The sequence below is a fragment of the Bradyrhizobium lablabi genome (genome assembly GCF_001440475.1).
Taxonomy (GTDB): Bacteria; Pseudomonadota; Alphaproteobacteria; order Rhizobiales; family Xanthobacteraceae; genus Bradyrhizobium; species Bradyrhizobium lablabi.
In genome coordinates this window covers 81,384-97,025 of record NZ_LLYB01000101.1, presented here as the reverse complement: position 1 = coordinate 97,025, position 15,642 = coordinate 81,384, and the positions used below count along the sequence as shown (strand labels likewise).

General features: G+C 62.2%; 14 protein-coding genes and 1 pseudogene. 4 read left to right on the top strand and 11 right to left on the bottom strand.

What is annotated here, in order from left to right; genetic code table 11:
* Positions 1–4: 4 nt before the first annotated feature.
* A complete protein-coding gene (gene gcl, locus CQ14_RS29445) occupies positions 5–1,804 on the bottom strand; it encodes a glyoxylate carboligase (RefSeq protein ID WP_057861312.1) in 1,800 nt (599 codons plus the stop codon).
* 531 nt (positions 1,805–2,335) lie between these two features.
* On the opposite strand from gcl, the gene CQ14_RS29440 reads away from it, so the two are divergent.
* Both CQ14_RS29440 and CQ14_RS29435 read left to right on the top strand, forming a co-directional pair.
* Positions 2,336–3,568, top strand: a complete 1,233-nt coding sequence (locus CQ14_RS29440; protein WP_057861311.1) for a hypothetical protein — start codon at positions 2,336–2,338, stop codon at positions 3,566–3,568.
* 44 nt (positions 3,569–3,612) lie between these two features.
* Positions 3,613–4,095, top strand: coding sequence for a hypothetical protein (locus CQ14_RS29435; protein WP_057861310.1), 483 nt, complete (start codon positions 3,613–3,615; stop codon positions 4,093–4,095).
* 152 nt (positions 4,096–4,247) lie between these two features.
* Here the strand turns inward: CQ14_RS29435 and CQ14_RS29430 are convergent, their stop codons facing one another.
* Positions 4,248–4,502, bottom strand: coding sequence for a PepSY domain-containing protein (locus tag CQ14_RS29430; protein ID WP_057861309.1), 255 nt, complete (start codon positions 4,500–4,502; stop codon positions 4,248–4,250).
* 264 nt (positions 4,503–4,766) lie between these two features.
* Between CQ14_RS29430 and tenA the strand changes: the two genes are divergently transcribed.
* Positions 4,767–5,435, top strand: a complete 669-nt coding sequence (gene tenA / locus CQ14_RS29425; RefSeq protein ID WP_057861308.1) for a thiaminase II — start codon at positions 4,767–4,769, stop codon at positions 5,433–5,435.
* Between the two features lie 48 nt (positions 5,436–5,483).
* Here tenA and CQ14_RS29420 read toward each other — a convergent pair whose 3' ends face one another.
* Both CQ14_RS29420 and CQ14_RS29415 read right to left on the bottom strand, forming a co-directional pair.
* Positions 5,484–6,545: a ketopantoate reductase family protein gene (locus tag CQ14_RS29420; RefSeq protein ID WP_057861307.1), complete on the bottom strand. Its 1,062-nt coding sequence runs from the start codon at positions 6,543–6,545 to the stop codon at positions 5,484–5,486.
* 117 nt (positions 6,546–6,662) lie between these two features.
* Complete coding sequence (locus tag CQ14_RS29415; RefSeq protein WP_057861306.1) at positions 6,663–7,640, bottom strand: Bug family tripartite tricarboxylate transporter substrate binding protein; 978 nt, start codon at positions 7,638–7,640, stop codon at positions 6,663–6,665.
* Between the two features lie 286 nt (positions 7,641–7,926).
* Here CQ14_RS29415 and CQ14_RS29410 point away from each other — a divergent pair, with 286 nt between their 5' ends.
* Positions 7,927–9,087, top strand: a complete 1,161-nt coding sequence (locus tag CQ14_RS29410) for an acyl-CoA dehydrogenase family protein (RefSeq protein ID WP_057861305.1) — start codon at positions 7,927–7,929, stop codon at positions 9,085–9,087.
* Between the two features lie 58 nt (positions 9,088–9,145).
* Here CQ14_RS29410 and CQ14_RS29405 read toward each other — a convergent pair whose 3' ends face one another.
* The 7 genes and pseudogenes from CQ14_RS29405 to CQ14_RS29375 form a co-directional block, all read right to left on the bottom strand.
* Positions 9,146–9,913, bottom strand: coding sequence for an NYN domain-containing protein (locus tag CQ14_RS29405; RefSeq protein ID WP_057861304.1), 768 nt, complete (start codon positions 9,911–9,913; stop codon positions 9,146–9,148).
* Between the two features lie 154 nt (positions 9,914–10,067).
* Positions 10,068–10,943 carry a LysR family transcriptional regulator gene (locus CQ14_RS29400; protein ID WP_057861303.1) on the bottom strand — a complete coding sequence of 292 codons (876 nt, stop codon included), beginning with the start codon at positions 10,941–10,943 and terminating at the stop codon, positions 10,068–10,070.
* 153 nt (positions 10,944–11,096) lie between these two features.
* Positions 11,097–12,071, bottom strand: coding sequence for a Bug family tripartite tricarboxylate transporter substrate binding protein (locus CQ14_RS29395; protein WP_082650085.1), 975 nt, complete (start codon positions 12,069–12,071; stop codon positions 11,097–11,099).
* 83 nt (positions 12,072–12,154) lie between these two features.
* Complete coding sequence (locus tag CQ14_RS29390) at positions 12,155–13,597, bottom strand: sulfatase-like hydrolase/transferase (RefSeq protein WP_057861301.1); 1,443 nt, start codon at positions 13,595–13,597, stop codon at positions 12,155–12,157.
* A 163-nt stretch (positions 13,598–13,760) separates the two neighbouring features.
* Positions 13,761–13,961, bottom strand: a pseudogene (locus CQ14_RS29385) (IclR family transcriptional regulator domain-containing protein); the annotation flags it as partial.
* A 130-nt stretch (positions 13,962–14,091) separates the two neighbouring features.
* Positions 14,092–14,451 carry a hypothetical protein gene (locus CQ14_RS29380; RefSeq protein ID WP_057861299.1) on the bottom strand — a complete coding sequence of 120 codons (360 nt, stop codon included), beginning with the start codon at positions 14,449–14,451 and terminating at the stop codon, positions 14,092–14,094.
* Positions 14,452–14,618: 167 nt separating this feature from the next.
* Positions 14,619–15,467, bottom strand: a complete 849-nt coding sequence (locus CQ14_RS29375; protein WP_057861394.1) for an IclR family transcriptional regulator — start codon at positions 15,465–15,467, stop codon at positions 14,619–14,621.
* Positions 15,468–15,642: the final 175 nt, after the last annotated feature.

Here is a 15,642-nt window from a genome sequence, read left to right as displayed (position 1 = left end):
CCCCTTATGCCGGCAGCAGCTTGCCGGTTTGCGGCGCGCTCGATTTGGCCGGCGTGTCGTCCAGCGGCAGGTCGAGCACCTCCTCGAATTCGATGATGTTGTCGATCTCGGTGCCCATCGAGATGTTGGTGACGCGCTCGAGAATGAACTCGACGACAACAGGCACCTGGAATTCGGCCATCCATTCACGCGCGGTCGCAAATGCCGCCTGCGCGTGGTTCGGATCGGTGACGCGGATCGCCTTGCAGCCGAGCCCTTTGGCGACCGCGACGTGATCGACGCCATAGACCCCGATCTCGGGCGCGTTGATGTTCTCGAAGGAAAGCTGGACATGGTAGTCCATGTCAAAACCGCGCTGCGCCTGCCGGATCAGCCCGAGATAGGAATTGTTCACGACGACGTGGATGTAGGGCAGCTTGAACTGGGCGCCGACCGCGAGCTCCTCGATCAGGAACTGGAAATCATAGTCGCCCGAGAGTGCCACGATCTGGCGCGAAGGATCGGCGGCGCGCACGCCAAGCGCTGCGGGAAGCGTCCAGCCGAGCGGACCGGCCTGCCCGGCATTGATCCAGTTGCGCGGCCCGTAGACGCCGAGGAACTGCGCGCCGGCGATCTGCGACAGCCCGATCACGCTGACATAGCAGGTGTCGCGGCCGAATGCCTTGCTCATCTCCTCATAGACGCGCTGCGGCTTGATCGGCATGTCGTCGAAATGGCTCTTGCGCAGCATCGTGCGCTTGCGGTCCTGGCACGCCGCCGGCCAGGCCTGCCGCTCCTTCAGCTTGCCGGCCTTGCGCCACTCTTTTGCGACTGCCACGAACAGTTCCAGCGCCGCCCTGGCGTCGGACACGATGCCGAAATCGGGATTGAACACGCGCCCGATCTGCGTCGGCTCGATGTCGACATGCACGAATTTGCGACCCTTGGTGTAGGTCTCGATCGAACCGGTGTGACGGTTGGCCCAGCGATTGCCGATGCCGAGCACGAAGTCGGATTGCAGCATGGTCGCGTTGCCGTAGCGGTGGCTGGTCTGCAAGCCCACCATGCCCGCCATCAGCACGTGATCGTCGGGGATGGCGCCCCACCCCATCAGCGTCGGCACCACGGGTACGTTGACGGCCTCGGCGAACTGCACCAGCAGGTCGGACGCATCGGCGTTGATGACGCCGCCGCCGGCCACGATCAGCGGCCGCTCCGCAGCGTTGAGCATCTCCAGCGCTTTTTCGATCTGCTTGCGCGTTGCCGCGGGCTTGTAGACCGGCAGCGGCTCATAGGTCTCATCGTCGAACTCGATTTCCGCAAGCTGCACGTCGAGCGGCAGGTCGATCAGCACCGGACCCGGACGGCCCGAACGCATGATGTGGAACGCCTGGCTGAACACGCGCGGCACCAGCGCCGGTTCGCGTACGGTGACCGCCCATTTCGTCACCGGCTTGGCGATGGATTCGATATCGATCGCCTGAAAGTCTTCCTTGTAGAGCCGCGCGCGCGGCGCCTGCCCGGTGATGCACAGGATCGGGATCGAATCCGCGATTGCCGAATAGAGCCCGGTGATCATGTCGGTGCCGGCCGGCCCCGAGGTGCCGATGCAGACGCCGATATTGCCTGCCTTGGCGCGGGTATAGCCCTCCGCCATGTGCGAAGCGCCCTCGACATGGCGCGCCAGGATGTGCCCGATCGAACCGCGCTTCTTCAGCGCCGAGTAAAGCGGATTGATCGCAGCACCCGGCACGCCGAAGGCGATCGTCACCCCCTCCTTTTCCAGGATCCGCACAGCCGCATCGATCGCCCGCATCTTCGCCATGTCGCGCCTCGCTCACCAGTGTTGGCTCTGGCTGCGATCTTCGCGATGGCGAGAGGCGATCTCAACGCGGGCGATTTTATTTCCCGCGGAGTGGAAGGGATGGACGAAAGACGCTAGAGATCAACGGGTTATCGCCATCACCGAGATGGAAATATCACACATCGGAGATATTTCCGCCAAGACAATCCAACTGGTTTGCTTGGCAACAATACATGCTAACGTTGCATCAGGTCAGCTGAAGAAATTGCGAATGTTTCGATTTGGAAGTCGTGGAATCGTCCGTTCATGCGCGGACAAAAGATTGTGTCGTTCGCATCGCTGGCGTTCCCTCCATACAGCTCTCTTTAGGCAACTGGCCTTCGTCGCGACAGCGGTAGCCATCCGCCCGGCCATGGCCGGCTACATGGGCGCAACGGCATCAAGTGACGGCTTTGATCCATAAGCTGCTTCCGCACGCAAGCCAGCACCTTGATTTCGCGTCCCAGCCCTTGCGGCGACTGCGTGCCCATTACCCGCATCACAAGGCCTCACATGCTCGGACTGCTGACACTGCCAATCGAGTTACTGCGCCTTGCCTTCTATACGTTTCACGGTCTGGTCGATGCACTGAGGGGGCGGAACCGGTTGCGGTCCGAGTTCACCGTCCTGATCAACGCATCACGCGAGGCCGTGTGGCGGCTGGGTGCTGCCGACCGCGTCGTGCTGGACGGGCCGCCGGTCATGGAGATTTCGTCCGAACCCTTGCCTGGCAGCGATGGTCTCTGGTTGACACGTATCACTGTCAGTGGCCAACCGCAGGTGCAGGCCGTCTCGTGCAGGCTTGAGCACGATGAGACCAAGGGGATCGCGCGTGTGCGGCTGGTGGCGCATCCACTATCCAAGCCGCCCGAGGGCGGGCGGGATGTCGAATCGGGACTTATCGTCGAAGCTACGCCGGAGGGAACAACGGCGCTTACGCTGTTCAACGAATTGACCGTTCGCTCCTTTCGCGACCGCATCAACTATCCGGTGGCGCCGCGCCGAATGGCGAACCTGATCAAGCAGCGATGCGAAAAGGATGCTGGTACCCACAGCCGCCTTGCCGCCCTGGGCAACCATGGCCTGCTTCTGTCAGCCGTGGCGCTCCTGAGCTTTTGCTACCTGTTCGGCTGGAAATTGGGGCTGCTTCTTGCGATCGTCATCGTCGTGCACGAGGCCGGACACGTCGCGGCGATGCTCGTGACCGGCGTCGGCGTACGCGGCATCTACCTCATTCCCTTCTTCGGCGGTGCTGCCGTCCCCAAGAAAGCCTATCGGACCGAGGGCCGGCTCGGCTTCATCGCGCTGATGGGACCGGGCCTGAGCCTCATTCCGACGCTTGGCCTCTTCGCGCTCTATCGGTCAACCGGCGACATTCAACTCAGGCACGCGGTGGAAATGTTCGCCGTCGTCAATGCATCCAACCTGCTGCCGATCTATCCGCTCGATGGCGGAATGATTCTCAACGCGCTGATTGGCGCGGTGAGCCGGAAGTCCGCACTGATCGTCGGCTGGATCGGGGTACTGATTGGCCTCGGCCTTGCGATATATCTGCAATCCTTTCTGATCGGAATCCCGTTTCTACTGTTTGCGCTGCAGCGCTATCTTATGGGCAGCCAAACCGTAGAACTTGAACGGCTGTCGATCGGAAACGGAATAGCCCTGGCCCTGGCTTCGGTCGCAGCCTTCGTCCTGTATGTTCTCATCATCACCGCTTTGATGGCTAAACACGTCCGCATCCCCTGAGAAGTAGATAGGTTGCCGAACTGCAAACCGGGATTCGAATAGCGATGGACCGCGAGACATTCTTGAATCGCCTTCTCCAGGCAAGCGATCAATGCAGAAACTTCACCGCAGGGTTTGTTGTTGATTTATTGCCGAACACCCATCTGTTTTGGGTTCACCTGAATTGCTCCTATGACGGCAATCCCTTGGAGCCGGATGAAATTGTTTTCCCGGACGATGTGCAGAGATATGGCAGCCGCGTGGGCCCGCTTGAAGCAGAGGATGTGACTTCACTGCTGTGGCGTGACCGGATGGTGCCTGAGTGGATTGACATCTCAGTATGGCGGTCCGACGAACAAGCGACGCACTTCAGACTGGAGTGTTGCGGTCGATTCACCAGCCGAGGTGAGCTCCACTATTACAACTGGACCGATGTCGCTCCTTTCGGCGTCAAGGGTCCGGCATACCCCAGACGATTGGCACGAGCGGCCATCGACGGTGAGGCCGTCGAAAAGTTCAGCTTGGCGGAAATAAACGTCCGAAACTAGCGACTACCGAGAACGCGCTTGGCAGGACCTCGGCATCACGCCTCCACCGTCTCTCCGCGGCGCGATGGATTGCGTCGCGGAGCCTGTCATCCGGCGCGCTTCCGCGCGATCCGTTGGCTCGCAATAACGCACGCCCTGCGCGCGTCAGAACCTCAATCCAGATTCTTCCGCTTCAACTTCATCTGCGCATCGAACTTGAGGTCATACTTCTTGCCGTCCGCGCAGACCGCATCATCGACCTCGAACTGCTGGTCGTCTTCGTCGAATTCGAACTTGCCGCCCGTGCATCCTTCCGCCTGAACCGCAGCGACCAGTTTTGCTCGCTCGTCTTCCGTGACTGGACGATCCGCAAGCGCAGGAAGTACCGACAGGACGAGTATCGCAATTGATGATGTGATCAAGCGCATGATCTGATTCTCCCGTGAGAGGCGTGTCGACAGCAAGCCTCGCCGGAAGGAGGCCTGGGATGTCGACCGTTGTTGCGCGAGCCCGAACGGCACGGGAATCGAAATGCCCGCGAGCGGCAATGGTTCCGCACTTCAGCCTCACCGATGCACGGCCCCGATTACCTGGGCTTATTGCGCGAGGCGTTCAACTGCCGATAGACTGCTCCGGCGTCACCGGATTGAAGGAGGACGTGCGATGACCTATATCCCGGCGAACGAGAGATCATGAGTTTCTTCGACAGACTGAAGCATGCGGCGTCCACCGAATGGCGGGCCTATACCGAACACCCCTTCACGGAAGGGTTGGCGGATGCTTCGCTCGCCGAGGCGGCATTCCGGCATTACCTCGTTCAGGATTACCTGTTTCTCATCGAGTTTGCGCGCGCCTACGCGCTCGCCGTTTACAAGTCGCCCACGCTTGCCGACATGCGCGAAGCGGCCGGCGGCCTCTCGGCCATTCTCGATGTCGAGATGAACCTGCATGTAAAACTCTGCGCCGGCTGGGGCCTGTCGGCCACCGATCTCGAACAAGCCCCTCCGGCGGTCGAGATGCTGGCCTATACGCGCTACGTGCTCGACGCCGGAATGCGCGGCGACCTGCTTTCGCTCAAGGTGGCGCTTGCCCCTTGCGTGATCGGCTACGCCGAGATCGCGACGAGGCTCGCCGCGCGACCCGATGCGCTCGCTGCGACGAACCCGTATCGCGTTTGGATCGCCGAGTATGCCGGGGCTCCCTATCAGGAGGTGGCGGCGAATGCGCGGGAGCACCTGGAGCGCCTCGCCGAGCGCTACGCGACACCGGCCCGCGAGGCCGAATTGATCGCGATCTTCAAGGAAGCCACCCGGCTCGAAGCCGACTTCTGGGAAATGGGGTGGCGGGCCGGCAAGCGTTGAGCAGCGACTGGCCGCATACCGGTCTCGCCGGTCGAGGCGCGAGGCCGCTCAGTTCAGCCGCAGCTCCGTTATGTGCCGCGGATCGGGGCTCAGCTCTCCCCGCTCCACGCGCTTGACGATATCCGTCAGCGCGGCGTTTGCGGTGCAGGAAAGCCCAAGCTTCTCGCCCTCGCGCACCACAAAGCCGTTGAGGAATTCGATCTCGGTGCGCCGACCTTTCTGCATGTCCTGGCCCATCGAGGGACGCTGCGCGGCGGAAGTGCGCTTAGAGTCCTTGAAGCGCTGCTCGTCGCAGGCGCGCATTGCCGCCTCGTCGCCCTCGCCGGCGCGCGCGATCGTGTCGGGCGCTAGATGCAATATCTCTTCCAGTTGATAGCCGTGCGCCTGTCCGACGCGGATCGCCTCGCTACCGAGCCGGGTTGAGAACCGTCGCAGCGGCTCGCTCTGCAGGATTTCGCCGCCCGGCAGGCCGGTGCAGGCCGAGAGCCCGTTGCCCATGACGTTGGCGACCAGTTTCGACCAGCGCTCGCCCCAGAGATTCTCCGTCACCTTGGCGCTATCGGAATAGCCGACCAGGCGGCAGACCTCTTCCGCCCGCGGCGTGATGCGGCCGTGCACCTCGCCGGCGCGAAACACCGTGTGCGCGGCCCCGCCCTTGCCGGCGCCGCGATGGATGTGGCCGGGATCCGGCAGGTTCACCGTGATGCTGCTGGCGATGCAGCCCAAAGTCTTGCCCCAGCCGACGACACCCGCAATCGTCTCCTCGTTCATGCAGTTCTGCAGCGAAACGACGTAGCCGTCCGCAGCCAGATATTGCTGGATCAGCATGGTGGCCCAGGCCCTGTCATAGGATTTCATGCAGACAAAGGCGATGTCGACCGGCTTCTCCTTGGAAAGCTGCTGCGCGTCCGTCACATGCAGCGCCCGCACCGGCACCGAGAATTCCGCGACATCCATCGCATGGGTGACGCGCAGCCCGTGCTTTCGCATGTGCTCGACGTGTTCGGGCCAGGGATCGATGAAGGTGACGTCCTCGCCCGCCTGCACCATATGCGCCCCGGCATACCCGCCGACGGCCCCCGCTCCGACGATAGCGATCTTCCGTCCCATGGCTCTCCCCTGCATTTTTCTTGTAGCGGCGAATACAAGCGCGTCCGCTCATTCGTTGAGAGGTTACTTTAGCGGATCGGGAGGCCCCGCCAAGCGTCCGAACCAGTGGCTATCCCCCTATTCAGCCTTGATGCCTGCGAACTTGATCACCTTCGCCCACTTTTCGGTGGCCTCCGAGATAATCGTCGCGAATTCCGCAGGCGTGCCCCCCAGCACAGTGCCGCCCAGTTCGACGATCCGGGCTCTGACCTTGCTGTCGGCGAGGCCGGCATTGATCTCCTTGTTCAACATATCGATGATTTCGGCCGGGGTGTTCCTGGGTGCGCCAATGCCCGCAAAGCCACTGGCCTCATAACCAGGCACGAATTCCGCCACCGTTGGAACGTCCGGCAACACGTCCAAACGCGCCGCGGTCGTTACCGCCAGGGCACGCAGTTTGCCGGCCTGGATATGCTGGATCGACTCCGACACCGGACTGAAAATCACCTGCAAATGGCCGGCGACCAGATCGGTAGCCGCAGGTGCGCCGCCGCGATACGGGACGTGGACCAGATCCACGTCCGCCATCATCTTAAAGAGTTCGCACGCAATGTTTTGCGGGGTGCCGGGGCCGGCCGACCCATAGTTGATCTTGCCCGGGTTGGCCTTGGCGTATGCGATAAATTCAGGGATCGTCCTGGCAGGCACCGACGGATGCACCACGACGACGTAGGCCAGCCGCGCGGCGCAGATGACCGGCGCGATGTCCCGGATGAAGTCGAAATTGAGATTGCTGTAGAGCGCGGCGTTGATCGCATGCGGGGTCACGATTTGCAGCAGCGTGTAGCCATCCGCCGGCGCCTTGGCGACAGCTTCGGTTCCGATGTTGCCGCTGGCGCCAGAACGGTTCTCAATGATGAATTGTTGACCGAGGCGATCCGACAGCCATTGCCCCATCAAGCGTGCCTGGATGTCGGTAGCCCCGCCTGCGGCAAAGCCTACAATGATGCGCACCGGCCGAGACGGATAGGCTTGCGCCCGCGAAAGGCGGGGCACGGCAGGCAACACGGCGGCGCCCACGGCCAGATGCAAGAATGTGCGGCGGGGAAATTTCATGATCCTCCCTCCACAGTCTGCGCTGTGTTGCGGACATGCAATCCAACCGGACGCGCCCCGCGGGAACAGACTATACCCGCCATGTGAGGAGGTGGAAGGGGTCGATGCCCCTGCCCTGAGCGCTACCGGCGACGGTGGCTGTTGCCCGCGCGCGATCCATCCGCCTATATGACCAACGCCGTCATCGCAATCGATGACGGCAATCCCTCAGCGCGCCGCGACCGGGCACGCTCGAGCGAAACACCAAAGCCCGCCCAGGCGGAGATCGACCGGAGTATCCGCATCCATGACTGATCGAGCCGATACCATTGCTGCGAAGATCGAGGCTTTCATCCGCACCGAGGTGATCCCCTATGAGAAGGATCCGCGGACGGGTCCGCACGGCCCGAGCGACGAACTCGTGCAGGAACTGCGCGCCAAGGCACGCAAGGCTGGCGTCCTGACGCCGCACATTCTCTCCGATGGATCACATCTCACGCAGCGCGAGACCGCAAAAGCCCTGATCAAATCCGGTCTCTCCCCATTGGGGCCGCTGGCCTGCAACACCATGGCGCCCGACGAGGGCAATATGTATCTGCTCGGCAAGGTCGGAAGCGCCGAGCAGAAGGCGCGCTTTCTGGAGCCGCTGGTGTCGGGAAGAGCGCGTTCGGCGTTTTTCATGACCGAGCCGGCCGACGCGGGCGGCGCTGGCTCCGATCCGTCGATGATGCAGACCACGTGCAGGCTCGACGGCAATCACTGGGTCATCAACGGACGCAAGAAATTCATCACCGGAGCCGAAGGCGCCCGGGTCGGCATCGTCATGGCGAAGTCGGACGACGGCGCGTGCATGTTCCTGGTCGATCTGCCGGATCCCGCGATTCGCACGCTGCGCGTGCTGGATACGATCGATAGTTCGATGCCGGGCGGGCATGCCGAGATCGAGATCGAGAACCTTCGCGTCTCCGCCGACCAGATGCTCGGCGCCGCCGGCGATGGCTTCAAATACGCGCAAATCCGCCTCAGCCCGGCGCGTTTGTCGCACTGCATGCGCTGGCTGGGCCTCGCGATCCGCGCCAATGAGATCGCCACCGACTACGCCTGCCGACGCCACGCGTTCGGAAAACCGCTGGTCGATCACGAAGGCGTCGGCTTCATGCTGGCGGAGAACCTGATCGATCTCAAACAGTCGGAACTGATGATCGACTGGTGCGCAAGCGTGCTCGACACCGGCTCGCTCGGTACGGCCGAGAGTTCGATGGCCAAGGTGGCGGTGTCGGAAGCGCTGATGCGGGTCGCCGATCGCTGCGTGCAGGTGATGGGAGGTACCGGCGTCTCGACCGAGACGATCGTGGAGCAGGCTTTCCGCGAGATCCGCGCGTTCCGAATCTATGACGGGCCGACCGAAGTCCACAAATGGTCGCTGGCCAAGAAGATCAAGCGCGACTGGAAAGCCGAACACCATTGAACGGCGGCCGAGCACTGGCTGGCGTGCTACAGTCGAGGTTCAGACAGTCTTTGATCCTTTACCCCGCAGGTTTTCGGCCGGCTCGCTTTCTTGGAGGCGGTCCGGCCGCAGGCTTGACGCGAATTCGCATGGACCCGCCCTTGGGCTGATCGATGTCGAAAGCGTTCGTCTTCCGCACCAAGTCGCTTAGGTTGCGGAAGCCGTAGGTCCGTTGATCGAAATCGGATGCCAAATTGGCAAGCCGTCGCCCGACTTCGCCAAGGGTCACCCAGCCATCCTCGCTTTCCATCTGGGTGATGATCTTCTGGATGATGGGGACGGCCGCCTCGGGAGGCTGAAGCGGCTGCGCACGTGAAGCCGCGTCCTGGCTGTTGGTCGTGCCGCCGCGCAGGTTCTCGGTATAGACGAACTTTCGGCAGGCCTGCCGGAAGCTTTCCGGCGTCTTCTGCTCGCCGAACCCGAATACATCCACGCCGTGTTCCCGGATGCGGGCGGCAAGCCGGGTAAAATCGCTGTCTGACGACACCAGGCAGAATCCGTCGAACCGGCCGCTGTGCAGCAGGTCCATGGCGTCGATGACCAGGGTTATGTCGGAGGCATTCTTTCCAGTCGTATAGGCGAACTGCTGCTGGGGTATGATGGCGTGCTTCGACAGAATATCGGCCCAGCCCTTGGACCTTGCATTGGAGAAGTCGCCATAGATGCGGCGGACGCTCGCCTCGCCGATCTTGGCAATCTCCTCGAATAATCCGTCCGCGATCTTTGCCGAAGCATTGTCGGCATCGATCAGAACAGCGAGACGGGGCGAGCGGGTTTCAGAAGGCATAACTTACCCCAATCGTTGATGCGGAGGACATCGTCCCTCGAGACCGCGCCATGGATAGCGATGGATGGATATACCGATGTCGGGGCTCTCGCCAAGCCGCGTTTTCCGCCACTACGGAGATCGGATGTCGTTCGGGGCACAAATGCTCGCGGCTCTACTCCTTGGCAAATCTGGCGATCGCCTTGACGATCGGTGAGCGCCATCGCGCACCCGACGTCAACATCCAGCACTCGTATTGAAAATCCGTGTCCAGCCCCAGTTCGACCAGATCGCCGCGCTCAAGTTCCTTTGCAAACACGAAACGCGGGCCGCGGGCGACATGGTTGCTCTCAACGGCCATTTGCTTGATGAGGTCATAATCGTCAGACAGGAAGGCCTCGAGATTCCGCGTTTGCGTCTCACCGGTGATGCCGAGCCAGGCCCGGAAGTCCGGCGTCAGGCCGGCGCTCGCCAGCGGCAAGCGCGCGAATTCGGCGGCTGACAGCGGCGCGGCCTTCAACGCCGAATGGTCCGGACGCGCCACGACGATGTACCGGTCCTCGAACACCTTCACGCGGATCAAGCCATCCTGGGGTGTCGCAAGCTGGTGATTGCAGAATACGAGATCGAAAGTGCCCGCCCGCAGCGCCCGCATCATCAGATTCGGCCCGGCATAGCGGGTGACGAACTGTAGCCGGGGAAACGCCTGTGCGGCCTTCTGCATGACTTTCGGCAGCGGGTGCAGCCGGGTCGCGGGTCCGACGCCGATCTTCAGCATACCCGCTTCGCCCTTGGCCATCTGCTCCAGCTCGTGGCCCAGCGTCGCTACGTTCTGCAACAGTGTCGAGGCATGATCAGCGACGAACTGGCCATAGGCCGTCGGGCGGGCGCTGGCGTTGGTTCGCTCGAACAGCTGAATTCCAAGCTTCGCTTCGAGGCGACTGATGCTCTTGCTCAGCGTCGGCTGGGCGATACCGAGCGACTTTGCAGCCCCGCTGAAGCTGCCCGCACGACAAATCGCGGCGATCTGTTCGATATGACGTAAATCCATGGCGCGATCATAGCAGATACGCCCGGCCGCAACGAGGCAGCGTTATTTGCGGTCGGCGGGAGCCCGATCGGCATGGCGATCGCCGCGCTCAGCAGCAGTGAGACGCCCCACGGCCAGAGGCAGCGAGAAGCCCGCCGGCCTGGATTTTCGCAGCTATTGCAGGTCGACGATTCCTGCGGCTCGCATCATTTGCTCAGTCTTGTCGATTTCGCCTTGCAGCAGCTCGGCATAAGCCTCCGGCGTACCGGTTTTGATCTTGCTCATGCCCATGGTTTCCAGGCGCTGCACGATCGCCGGATCATCCAACGCGGCTAACAATACTTCATGTATCCGAGACACGATCGCAGTTGGTGTTCCGGCTGGGACAGATAGCCCGCCGAAGGATTCGAGCGCGACGTCCCGCACGCCCGCTTCTTCCAATGTCGGAACATCGGGCAAAGAAGGGTTTCTCTGCCTGGCGGCCACGGCGAGCGCCACAAGGTCTCCGGCTTGCACCTGCGAGAGTGCGACGCTGAGGATCGGAAGGCCGAAGTCGATCTCCTTTCCCAGGACGGCCGTCACAATCGCATGCGCGCCGCGGTAAGGAACGTGCTCTGCCTTGAAGTGGGCAGAACTCATCATCATGGTGACGCCGAGGTGTGAAGGAGTCCCAAGTCCACTCGAGCCAAAGTTCAGCTTTCCTGGGCTTGCCTTGGCTCGCTCGATGAGTGCGGCTACGGATTTGATGCCTGAAGCTGGATTGACGACCAGCAGTGAGTCCGAAGCACCGAACGTCGAGATATGCGTGAAATCCTTCAGAACATCGTAGCCGGGCGACTTGTACAGCTTCATGTTTCCGGCCATCACGGAAGATGAGTAGACCCACGTGTAGCCGTCAGCCGGCGAACGGGCGGCGTATTGCGCACCCAGGTTTCCTGAAGCCCCAGCGCGATTTTCGATGACGATCGGTTGGCCCAGTCGCGAGGACATTGCCTCCGCCACGACGCGGCTCACGCTGTCCGGCGCTGATCCTGCCTGATAGGGGACGATCCATCTGATGGCCTTTGTCGGCCACTGTTCGGCGTGTGCCGGCGTCATGGATTTAGCCGCTGCGACCAACAGGCATACGATGATTGCACGGATTCTCATGGAAATCCTCTCAGGAGCCGGAAGGAAAGCCTGCCTCTCGAATTGCGCCAAAACGCTTCAGGAAACGCCACTTGCGCGAAAGGCTAGGAAAGCAGGCCTGGCGGCACAGGCGTGAAGAGCTTCTTTGTCGGGAGATTTGCCATCACGGCCTCTGGACCACCCCGCCCTTCGATCAGCTTCTTCTGCGCCTCGTTCGCGCGGCGGTCTTCTTCCTCGGGGTTCACGATCGCGCGCAACTGCGCGTCCAGTTCCTTGACCGTTTCGGTATATTCCGACCGCGCGGCGAGATTGGTACTTTCCTCCGGATCATTTTCCAGGTCGAACAGTTCAGGCTCGAACCGAACATAGTAGATGTATTTGAAGCGGCCCTTGCGCAGCATGTAGGACGCTGACGGCGAACCCGCGGCATGATATTCGCTGAACGCGATGCGGTCGCGATCATTGCTTCCATTGGCGAGATCGAACAGCGAGCGGCCGGGAACGTCATCCGCTTCAGCGGAAAGCCCGACGCCATCGAGCACCGTCGGATAGGCATCGACGAGCGAGGTCGGTGTCGACGAGAGCTTGCCCGCCGGCACGCCTTCGCCGGCGACGATCATGGGGATGGCGACCGCTTCCTGGTAGTGGTTCGACTTTCCCCAGAAGCCACGCCTGCCTGCATTTTCGCCGTGGTCGGAGGTGTAGAGGATGCGCGTGGTATCGCGCAGACCCGCCGCATCGAGCGCGCCCAGCACGCGGCCGACCTGTGCGTCCATGAAGCTGACGAGGCCGAGATACGCAGCAAGCGCCCTGCGCTGGTCCTGCGGATGGGGCGCGCCCCCAGACAAAAGGTCCGCGAGCCAGGGATGCGGCTGATAGCCCGAGCCGGGACCGAATGTCGGATCGGGCATCTGGTCGATCGGATAGAGGTCGAAGAATTCCTTAGGCGCGACCAAGGGATAGTGCGGCGTCACGAAGGAGACGAACAGCACCCAGGGTGTTCGCGAGGAAGCCGCGTCGCGAAGCCACTTCGTCGCGATATCGGCGACGCGGCGGTCATACTGGGTGTACTCGCTCTCGCCGACGCTTGCCGCTTCGGCGATCGCCGAGCGCCTGCGCGGCGGCGGCACAAAATCGGGGAATTGCTTGCGGATCGAGAGCTGGATCATGCCGACGCCGCCGGTGATGTGCATCGGGATGTGCTGCTTGTCGAAGCCGGTCGGATCTTCCTCGAGCCTGTAGTGCAGCTTGCCGATGGACTCGACGCGCACGCCGGCCGCCTGCAACCTGTGGCCCCAGCTCGGCACCCTGCCGTCATAGGCGATGGAGTTGTCCCAATATTCGATGTCGTGGATGTAGCGGCCGGTGGCGAAGCTGGCGCGCGCCGGCACGCAGATCGGGCAATTCGTGTAGGCGTCCACGAAGCGCGTGCCGCGGGCCGCCAGCGCATCAAGGTTCGGCGTCTTGGCGAGCGGATGGCCGGCACAGCCCATCATGCTGGCGTTGTGCTCGTCGGACATCAGAACGAGCAAGTTTTGGGCTTTCACAGCCGACCTCCCTGTACTGCTGCCGCGCGTTTTTTCGGTCTTGAACGCAGCTATTATCGCGACAGTGCCAGAGCAGGCAGAGGTGAGGTACCGACAAATCTTCACGATGGTCATAGCCGCCGGCTATGGCGAACCTGCGCTAACTGGCTATGCCAGTTGAGGGCTAACCCGTTTTTGCCGCCGGCATCACGCCGAGTGCCACCGTAAGTTTCGCGGCAACCTCCCACACGGTCTGCCCGAGCATGGGCAGGCGTTCGTCGGTCAGATGGCTGGTCATGCCGGAGACGGAAATCGCAGCGAGCGGCTCGGCGCAGTCGTTATAGACGACGGCGGCGATGCAGCGCAGGCCCATGGTTTCTTCCTTGCGCTTCTTGCCAGCAGGCAAGGGCCCCGCTTCTTCGTTGGAGGATACTCTAGCGGATCGGCTTTGCGCTATGAGCCGCCGTTGCCGGTAAACGGATGCGCTCGCGCGCGGTCTCTAAGCGATAGCTTGATCAGCCGCAATTCCAGATCGGACCGATCGGCGTCCGCGTCCAGCAAGGGCCGAAGCTGCCGCCATTGTAGCGACCGCCGTAAAAGCCGGGCCGGCCGAAATAGTGCCAGTCGCCATCGTACCCGTAATAGCTTGGGACTGGATCGATATACCAGGGACGCCGGTTGTTCCGCGCCATGCGCGAAACCGCAGCTCTCTGCTTGTAGGCTGGAAGGCTGTTATTCGGTGGCTGCTGATAGCCCGGCAAAAAGCCGTAGCCGTGCCAGCGTGGCGCTGGCCGCTTGTGAACTGGCTCAGCCGGCGCGACGACCGGCAGCAGCGACAGGACGATAGCAATCGATAGAAATACAAGGCGCGACATAGACGCACCGTAAACGGTCGGCTGTTGGAAGACGATTCAAATCTGAGTGCACAGTCAGCGCAACGGCTTCCAATTCGCCGCTTTCCACGAAAATCCGCCACCCTGCCATACGGCAGTCATGGATTACTTGTGGGATTACTGTGGTCGCACTCCCTGCGGTGAAAGGCTCAACTGGCCTTCGCCGCCGGCATCACCCCACCCAACGCCACCGTCAGTTCTTCCGCCACTTCCCGCACGGTCTGGCCGAGCTGCGGCAACCGCTCGTCGGTCAGTCGGCCAGTCATGCCGGAGACGGAAATGGCAGCCAGCGGCTCGGCGCAATCATTGTAGACCACGGCGGCGATGCAGCGCAGGCCCATGCAGGCCTCCTCGTCGTCGATGGCAAACCCCTGGCGACGGATCTTTTCGAGCTCCTTGAACAGATCGCTCGGCCGCACGATCGACTTTTCGGTCAGCCGCGGCATGCCGTGATGGTGGATGATCGCACTGACATCCTCGTTGGAATAAGTCGCGAGCACCGCCTTGCCGACCCCGGACGCGACCATGGCGACGCGGCCGCCGAGCTTGGTCAGCGAACGCATGATCTCGCGACTTTCCATCCGCGTCAGCACGACGATGAATTCGTCGTCGACAACCGCGAGATTGGCGGTCTCCCGCGTCAGGTCGCGCAATTTGCGCAAATAAGGAATCGCCTGCGCCGCAAAATTGCGGCGGCGGGCAAACGTCGCGCCCACCGTGAAGCAGCGCGCGCCGACATGCCATTTCGATTCAGTGCGGTCGAACTGCACGAAGCGGCGGTTTTCCAGCGTCGCCAGCAGCCGATGCACGGTCGAGGTCGAGAGCCCGGTGCGGATCGCGAGATCGCTCAGGCGATAGCCTTCGTCGTCCTCCGCCAGCGTCTCGATGATCGAGAGCGCGCGATCGACGGACTGCACGCCGCCGTCGCGCGCATTCTCGTCCTGGTCTGCAGGGGATTTCGGCTCGATGGCCTTGCGCCGGATCACGTCTCTCTTCATCGCGACCTGCATCCATCCGTAGGTTGGATCAATAGCGCGTATCCGTTGCCTCGTGGTTCGAGACGCGCGGCTTCGCCGCGCTCCTCACCATGAGGGTCTCAGACCTCATCCTGAGGAGCCACGCCCAAGCGTGGCGTCTCGAAGGATGAAGCCACGGATGATGCTCCAGTGCGTA

What these genes read in the sequence shown, in the direction of transcription:
- gcl (WP_057861312.1), bottom strand. Translation starts at nt 1,804, where the DNA reads ATGGCGAAGATGCGGGCGATCGATGCGGCTGTGCGGATCCTGGAAAAG.
- CQ14_RS29395 (WP_082650085.1), bottom strand. Translation starts at nt 12,071, where the DNA reads ATGAGAATCCGTGCAATCATCGTATGCCTGTTGGTCGCAGCGGCTAAA.
- CQ14_RS29430 (WP_057861309.1), bottom strand. Translation starts at nt 4,502, where the DNA reads ATGCGCTTGATCACATCATCAATTGCGATACTCGTCCTGTCGGTACTT.
- tenA (WP_057861308.1), top strand. Translation starts at nt 4,767, where the DNA reads ATGAGTTTCTTCGACAGACTGAAGCATGCGGCGTCCACCGAATGGCGG.
- CQ14_RS29410 (WP_057861305.1), top strand. Translation starts at nt 7,927, where the DNA reads ATGACTGATCGAGCCGATACCATTGCTGCGAAGATCGAGGCTTTCATC.
- CQ14_RS29440 (WP_057861311.1), top strand. Translation starts at nt 2,336, where the DNA reads ATGCTCGGACTGCTGACACTGCCAATCGAGTTACTGCGCCTTGCCTTC.
- CQ14_RS29405 (WP_057861304.1), bottom strand. Translation starts at nt 9,913, where the DNA reads ATGCCTTCTGAAACCCGCTCGCCCCGTCTCGCTGTTCTGATCGATGCC.
- CQ14_RS29435 (WP_057861310.1), top strand. Translation starts at nt 3,613, where the DNA reads ATGGACCGCGAGACATTCTTGAATCGCCTTCTCCAGGCAAGCGATCAA.
- CQ14_RS29415 (WP_057861306.1), bottom strand. Translation starts at nt 7,640, where the DNA reads ATGAAATTTCCCCGCCGCACATTCTTGCATCTGGCCGTGGGCGCCGCC.
- CQ14_RS29400 (WP_057861303.1), bottom strand. Translation starts at nt 10,943, where the DNA reads ATGGATTTACGTCATATCGAACAGATCGCCGCGATTTGTCGTGCGGGC.
- CQ14_RS29380 (WP_057861299.1), bottom strand. Translation starts at nt 14,451, where the DNA reads ATGTCGCGCCTTGTATTTCTATCGATTGCTATCGTCCTGTCGCTGCTG.
- CQ14_RS29375 (WP_057861394.1), bottom strand. Translation starts at nt 15,467, where the DNA reads ATGAAGAGAGACGTGATCCGGCGCAAGGCCATCGAGCCGAAATCCCCT.
- CQ14_RS29420 (WP_057861307.1), bottom strand. Translation starts at nt 6,545, where the DNA reads ATGGGACGGAAGATCGCTATCGTCGGAGCGGGGGCCGTCGGCGGGTAT.